At 71.4% G+C, this 14,871-nt stretch carries 11 protein-coding genes; 2 read left to right on the top strand and 9 right to left on the bottom strand.

All coding sequences use genetic code 11. The annotated features are described in order from the left end of the window. Positions 1-122: 122 nt before the first annotated feature. On the bottom strand, positions 123-2,471 hold the full coding sequence (locus ACFY0D_RS28230) for an ATP/GTP-binding protein (protein ID WP_390800839.1): 2,349 nt from the start codon (positions 2,469-2,471) through the stop codon (positions 123-125). A gap of 252 nt (positions 2,472-2,723) precedes the next feature. Between ACFY0D_RS28230 and gabT the strand changes: the two genes are divergently transcribed. Beyond that, complete coding sequence (gene gabT / locus ACFY0D_RS28225) at positions 2,724-4,070, top strand: 4-aminobutyrate--2-oxoglutarate transaminase (RefSeq protein ID WP_030012869.1); 1,347 nt, start codon at positions 2,724-2,726, stop codon at positions 4,068-4,070. A 142-nt stretch (positions 4,071-4,212) separates the two neighbouring features. After that, entirely contained in the window at positions 4,213-5,028 is an 816-nt protein-coding gene (locus ACFY0D_RS28220) for a phosphatase PAP2 family protein (protein ID WP_390800838.1), read from the top strand. Here ACFY0D_RS28220 and ACFY0D_RS28215 read toward each other — a convergent pair. The 8 genes from ACFY0D_RS28215 to ACFY0D_RS28180 all read right to left on the bottom strand — a co-directional run bounded on the left by ACFY0D_RS28215 (position 4,994) and on the right by ACFY0D_RS28180 (position 14,848). After that, a complete protein-coding gene (locus ACFY0D_RS28215) occupies positions 4,994-6,799 on the bottom strand; it encodes a chitinase (RefSeq protein WP_390800837.1) in 1,806 nt (601 codons plus the stop codon). The genes ACFY0D_RS28220 and ACFY0D_RS28215 overlap by 35 nt on opposite strands. A gap of 33 nt (positions 6,800-6,832) precedes the next feature. Continuing rightward, on the bottom strand, positions 6,833-7,333 hold the full coding sequence (locus ACFY0D_RS28210) for a hypothetical protein (protein WP_390800836.1): 501 nt from the start codon (positions 7,331-7,333) through the stop codon (positions 6,833-6,835). 175 nt (positions 7,334-7,508) lie between these two features. After that, positions 7,509-8,927: an NAD(P)/FAD-dependent oxidoreductase gene (locus ACFY0D_RS28205; protein ID WP_390800835.1), complete on the bottom strand. Its 1,419-nt coding sequence runs from the start codon at positions 8,925-8,927 to the stop codon at positions 7,509-7,511. Positions 8,928-8,969: 42 nt separating this feature from the next. Continuing rightward, on the bottom strand, positions 8,970-9,776 hold the full coding sequence (locus ACFY0D_RS28200) for an ABC transporter permease (protein WP_030718627.1): 807 nt from the start codon (positions 9,774-9,776) through the stop codon (positions 8,970-8,972). Beyond that, positions 9,776-10,705: an ABC transporter permease gene (locus tag ACFY0D_RS28195; RefSeq protein WP_390800834.1), complete on the bottom strand. Its 930-nt coding sequence runs from the start codon at positions 10,703-10,705 to the stop codon at positions 9,776-9,778. The genes ACFY0D_RS28200 and ACFY0D_RS28195 overlap by 1 nt, the downstream gene beginning before the upstream one ends. Further along, positions 10,702-11,850 carry an ABC transporter ATP-binding protein gene (locus tag ACFY0D_RS28190; protein ID WP_301366183.1) on the bottom strand — a complete coding sequence of 383 codons (1,149 nt, stop codon included), beginning with the start codon at positions 11,848-11,850 and terminating at the stop codon, positions 10,702-10,704. Before ACFY0D_RS28190 ends, ACFY0D_RS28195 begins: the two co-directional genes overlap by 4 nt. Positions 11,851-12,010: 160 nt before the next feature. Then, a complete protein-coding gene (locus ACFY0D_RS28185; RefSeq protein ID WP_390800833.1) occupies positions 12,011-13,261 on the bottom strand; it encodes a spermidine/putrescine ABC transporter substrate-binding protein in 1,251 nt (416 codons plus the stop codon). Positions 13,262-13,330: 69 nt separating this feature from the next. Beyond that, positions 13,331-14,848: a gamma-aminobutyraldehyde dehydrogenase gene (locus ACFY0D_RS28180; protein ID WP_390800832.1), complete on the bottom strand. Its 1,518-nt coding sequence runs from the start codon at positions 14,846-14,848 to the stop codon at positions 13,331-13,333. Between the last annotated feature and the right edge of the window lie 23 nt (positions 14,849-14,871).

Genomic DNA, 14,871 nt, shown 5'->3' with positions numbered 1-14,871 from the left:
CCAGTGGCCTTAGCGGGAGGGGGGCGAGGGGGAGGGCCAGGAGGCAGACCGCCGACGGTTTTCGCCGTGTCGTACGAACGACTCCCCTCGATTCTGCCACCTCGTACGGGTCGGGGCGCGGGTCAGGACGTTCCGGCCAGGCGGACCAGCAGCGGAGCCGCCCGTTCCCCGCGCACCGAGGTCAGCGACAGGACCGCGTGCCCCGGCGGCACGGCGTGCGCCAAGTCCGAGGCGGACCACCGCTCGCGCTCCACCTGGCGCACGGTCACCGCGTCCGTGGTGACCGCCTTGCCGGTGACGAGCTTGCGGAAGGAGTGCATCAGGCGGGTGAGCGGCTGGTCGGCGAAGACGGTGCGGTGGGTGACGTCCCGCGTCTCCACCCACTCCGTGCCCCAGGTCTCGGCGAAGCGCTTGCCGTCCCAGGTTGTGACCCCGGAGAAGGCCATCCGGCAGCCGACCGCCCCGAGCAGCGGGGTGCGCAGCGCCTCCGGTACGTCGTCCAGCGTGCGCAGCGTGAGCAGGACGCCCGCATGCGCCGAGCGCAGCCGCTGGACGCCCCGCACGGTCTCGGCGGTCAGGGTGTGGGAGGCGTCGTCGAAGGCGAGGAAGGCGAAGAGGGAGCGGTCGGTGCGGGCGGCCGCGGCGGCGTTGAACTGGGCGAGCAGCAGCCGGGCCAGCATCCGGGAGGCGTCGGCGTGCCCGCGTTCGGGCAGGTCCACGCGGACCCGGATCGGGTGCTCCAGGGCGCGCAGCGAGAACGGCCGGCCCTGGCCGGTGGTGTCGAAGAAGCCGGCGAAGGCGGGCCGGTCCAGCAGGGCCACCCGGTCGGCGAGGGCGGGGCCGGGGTCCGCGGGGGCGCCGTGCTGGCGGGCCCGGGCGTCGAGTTCGCGCAGCATGGCGTGCTGTCCGGCGAGGTCGCGGCGCAGCGCGTCGAAGGCGGTGGGGACCTGGTCGAGCAGCTCGCGCAGTTCGGGCACGGTCGGGAAGCGGTCGTACGCCGCCCGGAACGGCCCGAGGAGCTGGGCGAGGGCGGTCGCGGCCCGGCGGACGTCGATCCCGGGGACGTCCCCGACGAAGGCCTCGGCGAGCAGGGTGGCGGCCTCGTCGGGGTCGGTGGCGCCGCCGTAGAGGTCGAGGTCGTAGACGGAGGCGGGGTCGCCGACCCGGACCACGACGTCGAAGGCGGCGTCCGGTCCGAGCTGGGCGCCGGCCACGCCGACGGCGACGACGGCGGCCTGGCCGGCGAGGGCCTGGAGCGAGAGCGACTCGACGACGGGCCGCACCAGCTGCCGGGTCTTGCCGGTTCCGGAGGGGCCGACGGCGAGCAGGGAGGTGCCGAGCACGTCGGGGTCGAGGGCGAGGGCGGTACCGCGGCGGGAGTACGGGTTGCGGGCGCCGTCCTCCACGGTGCCGAGCAGCACCTGCCGGGCCAGCAGATCGTGCCGGGCGGCCCGCACGGGCAGGTCCCGCGCCCCGGACGGGTGCACACAGGCCCCGGCGCCCTTGTCACGCACGGCGTCGGCGAAGGCCCGCATCCGCGAGGGGTCGACGCGCACGGAGTCCCAGGCCCGCCGGATCCGGGCGTAGTCCACGTCGTTCATCCGCCCGCCCCCGGCCTCCACCTCCAGCCGCTCGGCCACCTCCCCGAGCCCGGCGGCCCGCAACTGCGGCCACCGCGCCGGGTCGTCCTCCGGCTCCTCGGCAGGTGCCGCCCGGGGGCGGTCCCGGCGGGCCGGATTCGCGGCCGGCCGGATCCGGCGCAGCAGGCGGACCGCGCCGCCGAGCCAGGCGAAGGCCAGGACGACGGCCACGTCGATCGCGGTCTTCGCCGTACTGTCGAGCGCGAGGTTGGCCTCTTGGTCCGTGCCGTACGGCAGGAACGCGAAGACCAGCTGCCGGAGCGGCAGCTGGTGGTTGTCGACGAGGAGGAGCGTGACCCACGCCAGCGGTACGACCGCGAGGGCCGGTGCCCAGGGGCCGCGCACGACGACCAGGCGGCTCCATGCGGTCCGCCAGCTGCCTAGCCGGCCGAACCCGTAGAGGAGCGTCGAGACGAAGAGCAGCTCGTAGATCGGCTTGGCCCGCATCCCGCCCGTCCCCATGACCGGCTCCCCGTTCGCGGCGTACCAGCTGTCCGGGGTGAAGAGGTTGAGCGGTGCGTCCCAGAAGGGGATGTACGTGTTGCGCATCAGGGACCAGACGAGGACACACGCCAGGAAGGAGACGAGTGCTCCGGTGGCAAGAGCCCGGTCTGGGGTCGTCGGCGGTTCCACCGCCGCCCGCGGGAGGTGGCCGTAGCGCCATACGCCCGGCTCGGCGACCGGCCGGGGGGTGCGCAGCCAGTCGGCTACGGTCGGCCCCTGGTCCGGCGCGTGGCGCGGCTTCGGGGGGTGCGCCTGTGGGGCGCCGGCAGGTCTCGGTACGCGATCCGAGCGGGTTGCCCGTCCGTCGTGCGTGCCGTCGGTGTCCATGAAACCCCTGCCCCCTGCCCGTGCCTGCGCTGCGTCGCTCAATGTAGTTGCCCGGCGTCGGCCGTGGGCCCGTACCCGCGCTCCTGTGCGCCGCGCCGTCCGCAAGACGCGCGCGCGGGTCCTTCCTATGGCCGTCACGGACAAGGACACGCGGTGATCACTACCGAACGGAGCATGCAGGACCACCGCTCCCGGGCCTAGCCTGCGGACAAAGAGACAAGTGCGTCCGAAAACACCCCCCAGGAGCCCCCTATGACCGCTGTTCCGCAGGAGCGCAAGATCGTCACCGCGATCCCCGGCCCCAAGTCGCAGGAGCTGCAGGCCCGCCGCCTCCAGACCGTGGCCGGTGGCGTGGGCTCCGTGCTGCCCGTCTTCACGGCCCGCGCGGGCGGCGGCATCATCGAGGACGTCGACGGCAACCGCCTGATCGACTTCGGCTCCGGCATCGCCGTGACCTCGGTCGGCGCCTCCGCCGAGGCCGTCGTGCGCCGCGCCTCCGCGCAGCTCGCCGACTTCACCCACACCTGTTTCATGGTCACCCCGTACGAGGGCTACGTCGAGGTCTGCGAGGCCCTCGCCGAGCTGACCCCGGGCACCCACGCCAAGAAGTCGGCCCTGTTCAACTCCGGCGCCGAGGCCGTCGAGAACGCCGTCAAGATCGCCCGTTCGTACACCAAGCGCCAGGCCGTCGTCGTCTTCGACCACGGCTACCACGGCCGTACGAACCTCACCATGGCGCTGACCGCGAAGAACATGCCGTACAAGCAGGGCTTCGGTCCGTTCGCCCCCGAGGTCTACCGCGTCCCGGTCGCCTACGGCTACCGCTGGCCCACCGGTGCCGAGAACTGCGGCCCCGAGGCCGCCGCCCAGGCGATCGACCAGATCACCAAGCAGATCGGCGCCGAGAACGTCGCCGCGATCATCATCGAGCCGGTCCTCGGCGAGGGCGGCTTCATCGAGCCGGCCAAGGGCTTCCTGCCCGCGATCGTGAAGTTCGCCAACGACAACGGCATCGTCTTCGTCGCCGACGAGATCCAGTCCGGCTTCTGCCGCACCGGCCAGTGGTTCGCGTGCGAGGACGAGGGCATCGTCCCGGACCTGATCACCACCGCCAAGGGCATCGCGGGCGGTCTGCCGCTCGCCGCCGTGACCGGCCGCGCCGAGATCATGGACGCCGCGCACGCGGGTGGCCTGGGTGGCACCTACGGCGGTAACCCGGTGGCGTGCGCCGGTGCGCTCGGCTCCATCGAGACCATGAAGGAGCTCGACCTCAACGCCGCGGCGAAGAAGATCGAGTCCGTCATGAAGGCCCGCCTGACGGCCATGCAGGAGAAGTACGACATCATCGGCGACATCCGCGGCCGCGGCGCCATGATCGCGATCGAGCTGGTCAAGGACCCGGTGTCCAAGACCCCGTTCCCGGAGGCGGCCGGCGCGCTCGCCAAGGCCTGCCACGCCGAGGGGCTGCTCGTCCTCACCTGTGGCACCTACGGCAACGTGCTCCGCTTCCTCCCGCCGATCGTCATCGGCGAGGACCTGCTGAACGAGGGCCTGGACCTCATCGAGGCCGCGTTCGCGGCCATCGGCACGGCCATCTGATCGAACGGCTAGAACGTGCGCACGCCGCGACCGGTACCTACCGGCGGTAACGGGCGGACGCTGTGAAGAAGCTGTGGGGGGCCGATGGCGGGAGCGCGATCCTGCTGTCGGTCCCCCTTTCGCTGCCGTACGGTTTCTGCAGATGAGTGAGACACCCCGCTCCAGGGAAACCGGGGGCGACACCAGTACTGGGCTTCCCCAGCACCGTACTGGGCATGCGTTCGCGCACACTCCTCACCGATCGGACGGCCGTTCGCCCCAAACCCCCCGGGGCGCCCGGCAACCCGATCCGGGCGGCCGTCCCGGAACCATCCCCCCTGTTCCGGGACGGCCGGCCACTCCTCTCCTGATCGCCGCGGTCTGCGGCCTCCTCTTCTCCCTGGTCACCTGGCAGGTGCTGGTCTCCGGCCCGCTGCTGACCCCGGACCACGCGCTGAGCCGCGCCCTGGTGCGCGCGGTTCCGGACTCCGTCACCGAGCGCCTCTCCGACCTCGGCAACATCCCGGTCGCCGTGCCCGTCCTCGTCCTGGCCATGGCGTACGCCGCCCGGCGCGGGCGGGCGCTCGCCGCCGGGGCCGCGGGTCTGGCGATGGCCCTGGTGCCGGCCCTGGTCATCCCGTTCAAGGAGTGGACCGCCCGGCCCGGACCCCTGGAGCCCTGGGCCGCCGGCTACTTCCCCTCGGGCCACACGGCCACCGCCGCCGTCGCGTACCTCGGCGCGGCCCTGCTCGTGCGCCCGTACACCCGCCGGGCATGGCCGACGGCCGCCGCCCTGATCCTCACGGGGGCGACGGCCGTCGGGCTGATCCTGCGGGGGTGGCACTGGCCGCTGGACGTACTGGCCAGCCTGCTGCTCTGCGCTCCCCTGCTGCTCGGAGTGGCGTGGGCCGGCCGGGCCGGCCGGGCGGGACGCGCGGGACGGCTCAGCCTCCGAAGTACGCGTCGAAGTTCCGGCTGAACTCCCAGCCTCCGAAGCGGTCCCAGTTGATCGACCAGGTCATCAGGCCGCGCAGCCCCGGCCAGGTGCCGTGGGTCTGGTAGGTCCCGCAGTCGGTCCTCTTGGTCAGACAGTTCAGGGCCTTGTTCACCTCCGCGGGCGAGGTGTGGCCGTTGCCCGCGTTCGTCGTGGCCGGCAGGCCGATGGCGACCTGGTCCGGGCGCAGGGCCGGGAAGACCCGGGCGGTGTTCCCGGCGACCGGGAAGCCGGTCAGCAGCATGTCGGTCATGGCGATGTGGAAGTCCGCGCCCCCCATGGAGTGGTACTGGTTGTCGAGGCCCATGATCGAGCCCGAGTTGTAGTCCTGGACGTGGAGCAGGGTGAGGTCGTCACGCAGGGCGTGGATGACCGGGAGGTACGCACCGGCGCGCGGGTCCTGGCCGCCCCAGGGGCCGGAGCCGTAGTACTGGTAGCCCAGCTGGACGAAGAAGGTCTCCGGGGCCATGGTCAGGACGAAGTCCGGTCCGTAGCGGGCCTTCAGGGTCTTCACGGCCGAGATCAGGTTGACGACCACCGGGGTGGTGGGCGCCCGGAAGTCGGTGTCCCCGGTGGCCAGGGACAGGGAGTGGCCCTCGAAGTCGATGTCCAGGCCGTCGAGGCCGTACTCGTCGATGATGTTGCCGACGGAGGAGACGAAGGTGTCCCGGGCGGCCGTGCTCGCGAGCTGGACCTGGCCGTTCTGGCCGCCGATCGAGATGAGCACCTTCCTGCCGGCCGCCTGCCTGGCCTTGATGGCCGCCTTGAACTCCGCCGGGGATTCGGCGTTCGGGCATTCCGCGACCGGGCAGAGCCGGAAGCGGATGTCGCCCGAGGTCACCGAAGTGGGTTCGCCGAAGGCGAGGTTGATGACGTCCCAGGAGGCGGGGACGTCGGCCATCCGGACGTGTCCGGAGCCGTTGGCGAAGCTCGCGTGCAGGTAGCCGACGAGCGCGTGCGGGGGGAGGCCGCCCCCGCCGCCTCCCCCGCCACCGGGCGTGGTCGCGGAGGCGGGCGCGCTCTGCGGGGAGGCGCCCGCCGCGTTCACCGCGCTGACCCGGAAGGTGTAGGTGGTGGCCGCGGCGAGGCCGGTCACGGCCGCCGAGGCCGAGGTGACGGACAGCGGCGCCGCGCCGTCCCGGTGGACGGTGTACGAGGTGGCGCCCGGGACCGCCGGCCAGGACAGCGCGACGGACGTCGACGAGGTGGCGGAGGCGGTCAGGCCGGTGGGGGCGGCCGGGGGCTGGGGCTGCCCGGGGCCGCCGGGGTCCGGGCCGACCAGGGTGAGGTCGTCGGTGAGATGGGCGGGCTGGCCGTACCAGCCGTGGGTGTAGACGGTCACCGAGGTCGTGGACGGACCGGTGCGGAAGGTGGTCGTCAGTTGCTTCCACGCTCCCGGCGTCTGCGTCCAGGTCGACACGTCGGTGGTGCCGGTGCCGGTCGCGCCGAGGTAGACGTACGCGCCCTGCACCCAGGCGCCGAGCGTGTACGCCGAGTCGGGCCTGACGGTGACGGACTGGGAGCAGCGGGCGTTGTCCTGGCCCGCCGGGGTGGCCCTCAGGGCGGAACTTCCGCCGTGGACGGGTGTGGTGACGACGGCTCCGCTGCCGCCGGAGCAGCTCCAGCCGTCGAGGCCGGACTCGAAGCCGCCGTTGCGTACGAGGTCGGCGTCGGCCGCCGCGGCGGGCGGGCCTGCGGCGAGGAGGCCGGCCACCGCGAGGGCGGCGGCCGTGAGGAAGGGTAGGGCTCTGCGCACAACTGCCTCCGGTGCGTGGGGGGATGGAGGGGGTCAGCGGCGCCCAAGATGGTCCAGACCAATACCCTTGTCAAGACTTCCGGCCTCCTTCGCGGGCACGCCCGCGGCCGCCTCGTGCATCGCGAGCTCCAGCACGGCCGGATCGGTGAGCGTCCCCTCGCCGTCCGGGAGCACCAGCCAGCGCACCCCGCCGGTCGCCCGGCCGGGGTACGGGACCACGATCCAGCTCCCGCGCCCGGCGCCCCGTACGCCCGTGCCGAGCCAGCGCGACGCCGTGCCCGCGGGCACGAAGAAGCCCACCCTGGAGTCGCCGAAGTCGGCGAGCACCGGGCCGGGCCGGTCGAGCAGCAGGCGGAGCACGTCGAGGGTGGGCCGCCCCAGCTCCCCGGGCAGGACCAGCACGTCCCAGCGCCGGCCGGCGGGCAGCAGGGCGACCCCGAGGGGGTTGCGCTCCCACTCCCACCGGCAGGCGTCCGGATCCGGCGCCACCGATACCAGCCAGTCCACTGCCGTCTTGGTCCCCGGAATCGTCATCGCCCGGCCTCCGCTCCCTGTAGGTGAGGGGTTCTCACCTGGAGAGAGCGGGGCCGGGCGCGGGTATGACGCGGGTTTCGTTACTCCAAGGTAGTGAATCGGGTCACACGGCGACGAGTGGTCGGCGCCGGGCGTGCGCGGCGCACGGTCGAGTGCCCGCGAGGGGAGGGACGCCCTAGCTGTCGAAGCCGAGGCCGAAGCGGTCCAGCGTCTTGAGCCACAGGTTCCGGTGTCCGCCGCGGGCGTCCGCGCGGGCCAGCGACCACTTGGTGAGCGCGATCCCGGTCCAGGCGAAGGGCTCGGGCGGGAACGGCATCGGCTTGGACTTCACCATCTCCAGCCGCGTGCGCTCGGTGGAGAGCCCGTCCAGCAGGTCCAGCATCACGTCCGCCCCGAACCGGGTGGCTCCCACGCCGAGGCCCGTGTAGCCGGCCGCGTAGGCCACCTTGCCCGCGTGCGCGGTGCCGAAGAAGGCGGAGAAGCGCGAGCAGGTGTCGATGGCACCGCCCCAGGCGTGGCTGAACTTCAGCCCCTCCAGCTGCGGGAAGGCCGTGAAGAAGTGCTCCGCGAGCTTGAGGTAGGTCTCGGGGCGGTGGTCGTACTCGGAGTCGAGCTTCCCCCGGTAGGGGTAGATCGCGTCGTAGCCGCCCCACAGGATCCGGTGGTCGCGGGTGATCCGGAAGTAGTGGAACTGGTTGGCGCTGTCGCCGAGCCCCTGCCGCCTCTTCCAGCCGATCGCGGCCAGCTGGGCCTCGTCGAGCGGCTCGCTCATCAGCGCGTAGTCGTAGACCGGGACGGTGAACGGGCGGACCCGGCGGACCAGCGAGGGGAAGATGTTGGTGCCGAGGGCGACCCGGCGCGCGAGGATCGTGCCGTAGGGGGTCGTCACGGTCATCCCGGAGCCGGCCGCGGCCAGCTTGAGGCCGCGGGTGTTCTCGTAGATCCGCACCCCGAGCTCCAGGCAGGCCCGCTTGAGGCCCCAGGCCAGCTTCGCGGGGTTGAGCATGGCGACGCCGTCGCGGTCCCAGAGGCCCGCGAGGAAGGTCGGCGAGTCGACCTCGGCACGCACCGCCTCGCCGTCCAGCCATTCGGAGCCGTCGGCGAGGCCCAGGCGCAGCGCCTCCTCGTGCAGTTCGCGCAGCTCCTCGACCTGGTGCGGTTCGGTGGCGACGTCGATCTCGCCGGTCCGTTCGAAGTCGCAGTCGATGCCGTAGCGGGCGACGGCCTCCTCGATGGCGTCGAGGTTGCGGGCGCCCATCTCCTCCAGCTTGGCCAGCTCGCCGGGCCAGCGGGCCAGCCCGTTACTGAGGCCGTGGGTGAGGGAGGCGGCGCAGAAACCGCCGTTGCGGCCGGAGGCGGCCCAGCCCGCCTCCTTGCTCTCGATCAGTACGACGTCCCGCCCGGGGTCGCGCTCCTTGGCGATCAGGGCGGTCCACAGTCCGCTGTAGCCGCCGCCGATGACCAGCAGGTCGCAGCGCTCGTCGGAGGTCAGCGCCGGCTCGGCGGCCGGCTTGCCGGGGTCGTCCAGCCAGTACGAGACCGGCTTCGCTTCGGAAAGGGATTTCGCAACACTACGCATGGCGACTGGGGCCATGGCTTCCAACTCCCTACGGAACTGATGACGTGCTTTCCCGAATTACTTCGGTTGTGCCTTCTTGCGGCGGTTGCCGACCATCTGGCCGGCGAGGACCACCAGCACCGCGATGACGAACATCGCCGTACCGATGACGTTGATCTGCACAGGCGTACCGCGCTGGGCCGATCCCCACACGAACATGGGGAAGGTGACGGTGTTGCCCGAGTTGAAGTTGGTGATGATGAAGTCGTCGAAGGAGAGCGCGAAGGAGAGCAGCGCGCCCGCCGCGATGCCGGGTGCCGCGATCGGCAGGGTGACCCGTACGAAGGTCTGCACCGGGCCGGCGTAGAGGTCGCGGGCGGCCTCCTCCAGCCGCGGGTCCATGGACAGGACACGCGCCTTGACGGCGGCGACGACGAAGCTCAGGCAGAACATGATGTGCGCTATCAGGATCGTCCAGAAGCCCAGCTGGATGCCCATGTTGAGGAAGAGCGCGAGCAGCGAGGCCGCCATCACGATCTCGGGCATGGCCATGGGCAGGAAGATCAGCGAGTTGACCGCCCCGCGCGCCCGGAAGCGGTAGCGCACGAGCGCGAAGGCGATCGCGGTGCCCAGTGCGGTCGCGACGAGGGTGGACCAGAGGGCGATCTGGAGCGAGAGGGACAGGGAGCCGCACATGTCGGCGACCCCGCAGGGGTCCTTCCACGCGTCGAGGGAGAACTCCTGCCAGGCGTAGTTGAACCGCCCGGTGGGGTTGTTGAAGGAGAAGACGGTGACGACGACGTTCGGCAGGATCATGTACGCGAGCGTGCCGAGGCCCGCGATGACGACCAGGTTGCGCCGGAGCCAGGTGAGGGGATTGCGCATCAGACCAGGTCCTCCGTCCCCGCTCGGCGGATGTAGATGGTGACCATGATCAGCACGATGGCCATGAGGATGAAGGACAGCGCGGCCGCCGTCGGGTAGTCGAGGATCCGCAGGTACTGCGACTGGATGACGTTGCCGATCATCCGGGTGTCCGTGGACCCGAGCAGCTCGGCGTTCACGTAGTCGCCGCTCGCCGGGATGAAGGTGAGCAGGGTCCCGGAGACCACGCCCGGCATCGAGAGCGGGAAGGTCACCTTCCGGAAGACCGTGGCGGGGCGTGCGTACAGGTCCCCGGCCGCCTCGTGGAGGCGGGTGTCGATGCGCTCCAGCGAGGAGTACAGCGGCAGGATCATGAAGGGGAGGAAGTTGTACGTCAGACCGCAGACCACCGCGAGCGGCGTGGCCAGCACCCGGTCCCCCTCGGTCATGCCGAGCCAGCTGGTGACGTCGAGGAAGCCGATGTTGTTGAGGACGCCGACCACCGGGCCGCCGTCGGCCAGGATCGTCTTCCAGGCCAGCGTGCGGATCAGGAAGCTGGTGAAGAACGGGGCGATGACCAGGACGAGGAGCAGGTTGCGCCAGCGGCCGGCCTTGAAGGCGATCAGGTAGGCCAGGGGGTACCCGAGCAGCAGGCACAGCGCGGTCGCGGTGCCCGCGTAGAGCAGCGAGCGCAGGAACTGCGGGTAGTACTCGGTGAAGGCGTCCCAGTAGGTCCCGAAGTGCCAGGTGACCTGGAAGCCCTCTTCGAGGGAGCCGGTCTGCACCGAGGTGGAGGCCTGGTAGACCATCGGCAGCACGAAGAACACCAGCAGCCACAGGATGCCGGGGAGCAGCAGCCAGTACGGGATCAGCCGCTTGCGCAGGGACGCCCTGTGCACCGGGGGTTCGGTGGGGGCGGGCGCCTTTGGCGGCGCCGCGGTGGTCGTCATGCGCTCTCCTCCACCGTCTCGATGCCCGCGTCGATGTCCTGGGCCGCGTCGAGGCCGAAGGTGTGCTCCGGGTTCCAGTGCAGGATCACCTCGGCGCCCGGCACCAGGCGGCCGTCCCGCTCGATGTTCTGGGCGTACACCTCCAGCTCCGGACAGACCTGGCTGTCGATGACGTACTGCGTGGAGACGCCGATGAAGGAGGAGTCGGCTATCCGGCCGGCGACCTTGTTGCGGCCGGCCGCGATGGTGTGCTCCTCGTCGGCATGGACCAGGGAGATCTTCTCGGGGCGCACCCCGACCAGGAGCTTTCCGCCCGCGCGGGGGGTCGTCGAACATCGGGCGGCGGGCAGCCGCAGGGTGGTACCGGAGGCGGAGACGACGACCTCGGAGCCGGCGGAGTCCACCGAGGCCTCGATGAGGTTCGAGGTGCCGAGGAAGTTGGCGACGAAGGTGGTGCCCGGGTTCTCGTACAGCTCGGCGGGGGCGCCCAGCTGCTCGACGCGGCCGCCGTTCATCACGGCGACCGTGTCGGCCATGGTCATGGCCTCCTCCTGGTCGTGCGTGACGTGCACGAAGGTGATGCCGACCTCGGTCTGGATCCGCTTGAGCTCCAGCTGCATCTGGCGGCGCAGCTTGAGGTCGAGGGCGCCGAGCGGCTCGTCGAGGAGGAGGACCTGCGGGTGGTTGATCAGCGCGCGGGCGACGGCGACGCGCTGCTGCTGGCCGCCGGAGAGCTGGTGCGGCTTGCGCTGGGCGAACTGGCCGAGCTGGACCAGCTCCAGCATGTCGTCGACCTGCTTCTTGACCGACTTGATGCCCCGGCGGCGCAGCCCGAAGGCGACGTTCTCGAAGATGCTCAGGTGCGGGAAGAGCGCGTAGCTCTGGAAGACCGTGTTGACCGGGCGCTTGTACGGCTGCAGGTCGGTGACCTCCCGGTCGCCGAGGTGCACCGTGCCGGTGGAGGGCTCCTCCAGGCCGGCGATCATGCGCAGGGTGGTGGTCTTCCCGCAGCCCGAGGCGCCGAGCAGGGCGAAGAAGGAGCCCTGGGGGATGGTGAGATCCAGCGGGTGCACGGCGGTGAACGTGCCGTAGTGCTTGCTGATCCCGGAGAGGCGGACGTCGCCGCCCGCGGTCTTGTCAGTCATGGATGGTCCCGGGGTTGGGTGGGTCAAGGGGTCGAAGGCTCGGCGGAGCGGATGCGGAGCGGGCCGGGCCGCGCCGCCGGAGAGGTCCGGGGGCCGGCGCCGGAGAGGTCCGGGGGCCGGCGCCGCGGTCCGGCGGGACCGGCCCGCCGCAAGGCGTGCGTCAGGCGCCGATGAGCTTGGCGAACTTCTCCTCGTACGCCGTCTCTTCCTCGCTGGTGAGGGAGCGGAAGGCGTGGGCCTTGGCGGCCATCGCCTTGTCCGGGACGATCAGGGGGTTGTCCGCGAGCGCGGGGTCGATCTTGGCCAGCTCGTCCTTGACGCCCTCGACCGGGCAGACGTAGCTGATGTACGCGGCCAGCTGGGCGGCGATCTCGGGCTCGTAGTAGAAGTCGATGAGCTTCTCCGCGTTGGCCTTGTGCCGGGCCTTGGCGGGGACCAGCAGGTTGTCGCTGGAGGTGATGTATCCGGGGGCGGGGATGGCGTACTTGATGTCCGGGTTGCCGGCCTGGAGCTGGATGATGTCCCCGGCCCAGGCGAGGCAGGCCGCGATGTCGCCCTTGTCGAGGTCGGAGGTGTAGTCGTTGCCGGTGAAGCGGCGGATCTGGTTCTTGTCCACGCCCTTCTGGAGCCGGCCGATGGCCTCGTCGAAGTCGGCGGTGGTGAATTTCGCCGGGTCCTTGCCCTGGTCGAGCAGGGTCATGCCGACGCTGTCGCGCATCTCGGTGAGGAAGCCGACGCGGCCCTTGAGGGAGGGGTCGTCGAGCAGCTGGGTGACGGAGTCGACCTTCTTGCCGCCGGTCGCCTTCTCGTTGTAGGCGATGACGGTGTCGATGCCGGTCCAGGGGTAGCTGTAGGACCGTCCCGGGTCCCAGTCGGGGGTGCGGAACTGCGGGATCAGGTTGGCGTAGGCGTGCGGGAGGTGCGCCGGGTCCAGCTTCTGCGCCCAGCCGAGGCGGATGATGCGGGCGGCGAGCCAGTCGGTGACGACGATCAGGTCGCGGCCGGTGTCCTGGCCGGCCGCGAGCTGGGGGCGGACCTTGCCGAAGAACTCGACGTTGTCGTTGATGTCCTCGGTGTACTTGACCTTGATGCCGGTCCGCTTGGTGAACTCCTCCAGCGTGGGACGGCTCTTCTCGTCCTCGCTGGTGTCCATGTACTCGGTCCAGTTGGAGAAGTTGATCTCCTTCTCCTGGGCCGAGTGGTCGTCGGAGGCCACTGCTGCGTCGCCCTCACGTTTGGCGGGCGGGATCCCGCACCCGGTGAGGGCGGACAGCCCTCCGAGGGTGAGCGCTCCGACTCCGGAGGCGCGCAGCAGCGAGCGGCGGGTGAGGGCGCCGCGCCCGCTGGTGATGCTGCGCCGCATCGCGGCGAGTTGCGCCGCCGAGAGGCGGTCGGGCTCGAACTGCTCCATGCGCTGTGCCCTTTCGGGAGGTGTACCGCTGGTCAGGCGGTGGGCCCACGCGGCGTCGGCCGCAGATGGTTACGGACGGTCCCCGAAGATCGTGCGGTGCCAGTCCTTCTCGGCTACCGCGGTGTTGTCGTACATCACGTGCTTGACCTGCGTGTACTCCTCGAAGGAGTAGGTCGACATGTCCTTTCCGAAGCCGCTGGCCTTGTAGCCCCCGTGGGGCATCTCGCTGATGATCGGAATGTGGTCGTTGACCCAGACGCAGCCCGCCTTGATCTCGCGGGTGGCCCGGTTCGCCCGGTAGAGGTCACGGCTCCAGGCGGAGGCCGCGAGTCCGTACGGGGTGTCGTTGGCCAGCGCGATGCCCTCGTCGTCGGTGTCGAAGGGCAGGACGACGAGGACCGGGCCGAAGATCTCGGACTGGACCACCTCGCTGTCCTGTGCGGCGCCAGCGATGAGGGTGGGCCGGTAGTACGCGCCCTCGGCCAGGTCCCCGGCCGGGATCTCGCCGCCGGTGACGACGGTGGCGTAGGCGCGGGCGCGCTCGACGAACCCGGCGACGCGGTCGCGCTGGGCGTGCGAGACCAGCGGGCCGAGGTCGGTGGTGGGCGCGAAGGGGTCGCCGAGGCGGACGCTCTCCATCAGCTCGGCCACCCGGGAGACGAAGGCGTCGTACAGGGGGCGCTGGACGTAGGCACGGGTGGCGGCCGTGCAGTCCTGGCCGGTGTTGATGAGGGAGGCGGCGACGGCGCCGTGCGCGGCGGCCTCCAGGTCGGCGTCGTCGAAGACGAGGAAGGGGGCCTTGCCGCCGAGCTCCAGGTGGAGCCGCTTGACGGTGGCGGTGGCGATCTCGGCGACCCGCTTGCCGACGGCGGTGGAGCCGGTGAAGGAGGTCATCACCACGTCGGGGTGGCCCACCAGGTGCTCTCCGGCTTCACGGCCGGCGCCGGTGACGATGTTGATCACGCCGTCGGGCAGGCCCGCGTCCTTGGCGGCCTGCGCGAACATCAGGGAGGTCAGCGGGGTGAGCTCGGCGGGCTTGAGGACGATGGTGTTGCCCGCGGCGATCGCCGGGAGGATCTTCCAGGCGGCCATCTGGAGCGGATAGTTCCAGGGCGCGATCGAGCCGACGACCCCGATGGCCTCACGGCGTACGTACGAGGTGTGGTCGCCCGAGTACTCGGCGGCCGCCTGCCCCTGGAGGTGCCGGGCGGCGCCCGCGAAGAAGGCGGTGTTGTCGATGGTCCCCGGTACGTCGAACTCCGTGGACAGCTTGATCGGCTTGCCGCACTGGAGGGACTCGGCGTACGCGAAGTCCTCCGCCTGCTCGGCCAGGACGGCCGCCAGCCGGTGCAGGGCGTCCGAGCGCTCGCCGGGGGTGGCGCCGGACCAGCCCGGGAAGGCCCTCTTGGCGGCGGCGACGGCCTCGTCGACGTCCGCGGTGCTCGCGAGCTCGTAGGTCAGGACCTCGTCGCCGGTCGCCGGATCGACCACGGTGTGTGACTGTCCGGAGGTGCCGGACCTCAGTTGCCCGTCGATGTACTGCGCGCCGTCTGCGAAGCGGTCTTTGACCTGGAAGCGGTTGCCCATAACGCTCTCACGCTCTCCGTAGC

The sequence above is a fragment of the Streptomyces sp. NPDC001502 genome (genome assembly GCF_042894785.1).
In the GTDB taxonomy this organism is placed as follows: Bacteria; Actinomycetota; Actinomycetes; order Streptomycetales; family Streptomycetaceae; genus Streptomyces; species Streptomyces kutzneri.
Note: the sequence above shows the minus strand (reverse complement) of the source record. Positions and strands in the feature narration are given on the sequence as shown.

Coding starts and splice junctions, on each gene's coding strand:
- ACFY0D_RS28230 (WP_390800839.1), bottom strand. CDS start 2,471: ATGGACACCGACGGCACGCACGACGGACGGGCAACCCGCTCGGATCGC.
- gabT (WP_030012869.1), top strand. CDS start 2,724: ATGACCGCTGTTCCGCAGGAGCGCAAGATCGTCACCGCGATCCCCGGC.
- ACFY0D_RS28220 (WP_390800838.1), top strand. CDS start 4,213: ATGAGTGAGACACCCCGCTCCAGGGAAACCGGGGGCGACACCAGTACT.
- ACFY0D_RS28210 (WP_390800836.1), bottom strand. CDS start 7,333: ATGACGATTCCGGGGACCAAGACGGCAGTGGACTGGCTGGTATCGGTG.
- ACFY0D_RS28205 (WP_390800835.1), bottom strand. CDS start 8,927: ATGGCCCCAGTCGCCATGCGTAGTGTTGCGAAATCCCTTTCCGAAGCG.
- ACFY0D_RS28200 (WP_030718627.1), bottom strand. CDS start 9,776: ATGCGCAATCCCCTCACCTGGCTCCGGCGCAACCTGGTCGTCATCGCG.
- ACFY0D_RS28195 (WP_390800834.1), bottom strand. CDS start 10,705: ATGACGACCACCGCGGCGCCGCCAAAGGCGCCCGCCCCCACCGAACCC.
- ACFY0D_RS28190 (WP_301366183.1), bottom strand. CDS start 11,850: ATGACTGACAAGACCGCGGGCGGCGACGTCCGCCTCTCCGGGATCAGC.
- ACFY0D_RS28185 (WP_390800833.1), bottom strand. CDS start 13,261: ATGGAGCAGTTCGAGCCCGACCGCCTCTCGGCGGCGCAACTCGCCGCG.
- ACFY0D_RS28180 (WP_390800832.1), bottom strand. CDS start 14,848: ATGGGCAACCGCTTCCAGGTCAAAGACCGCTTCGCAGACGGCGCGCAG.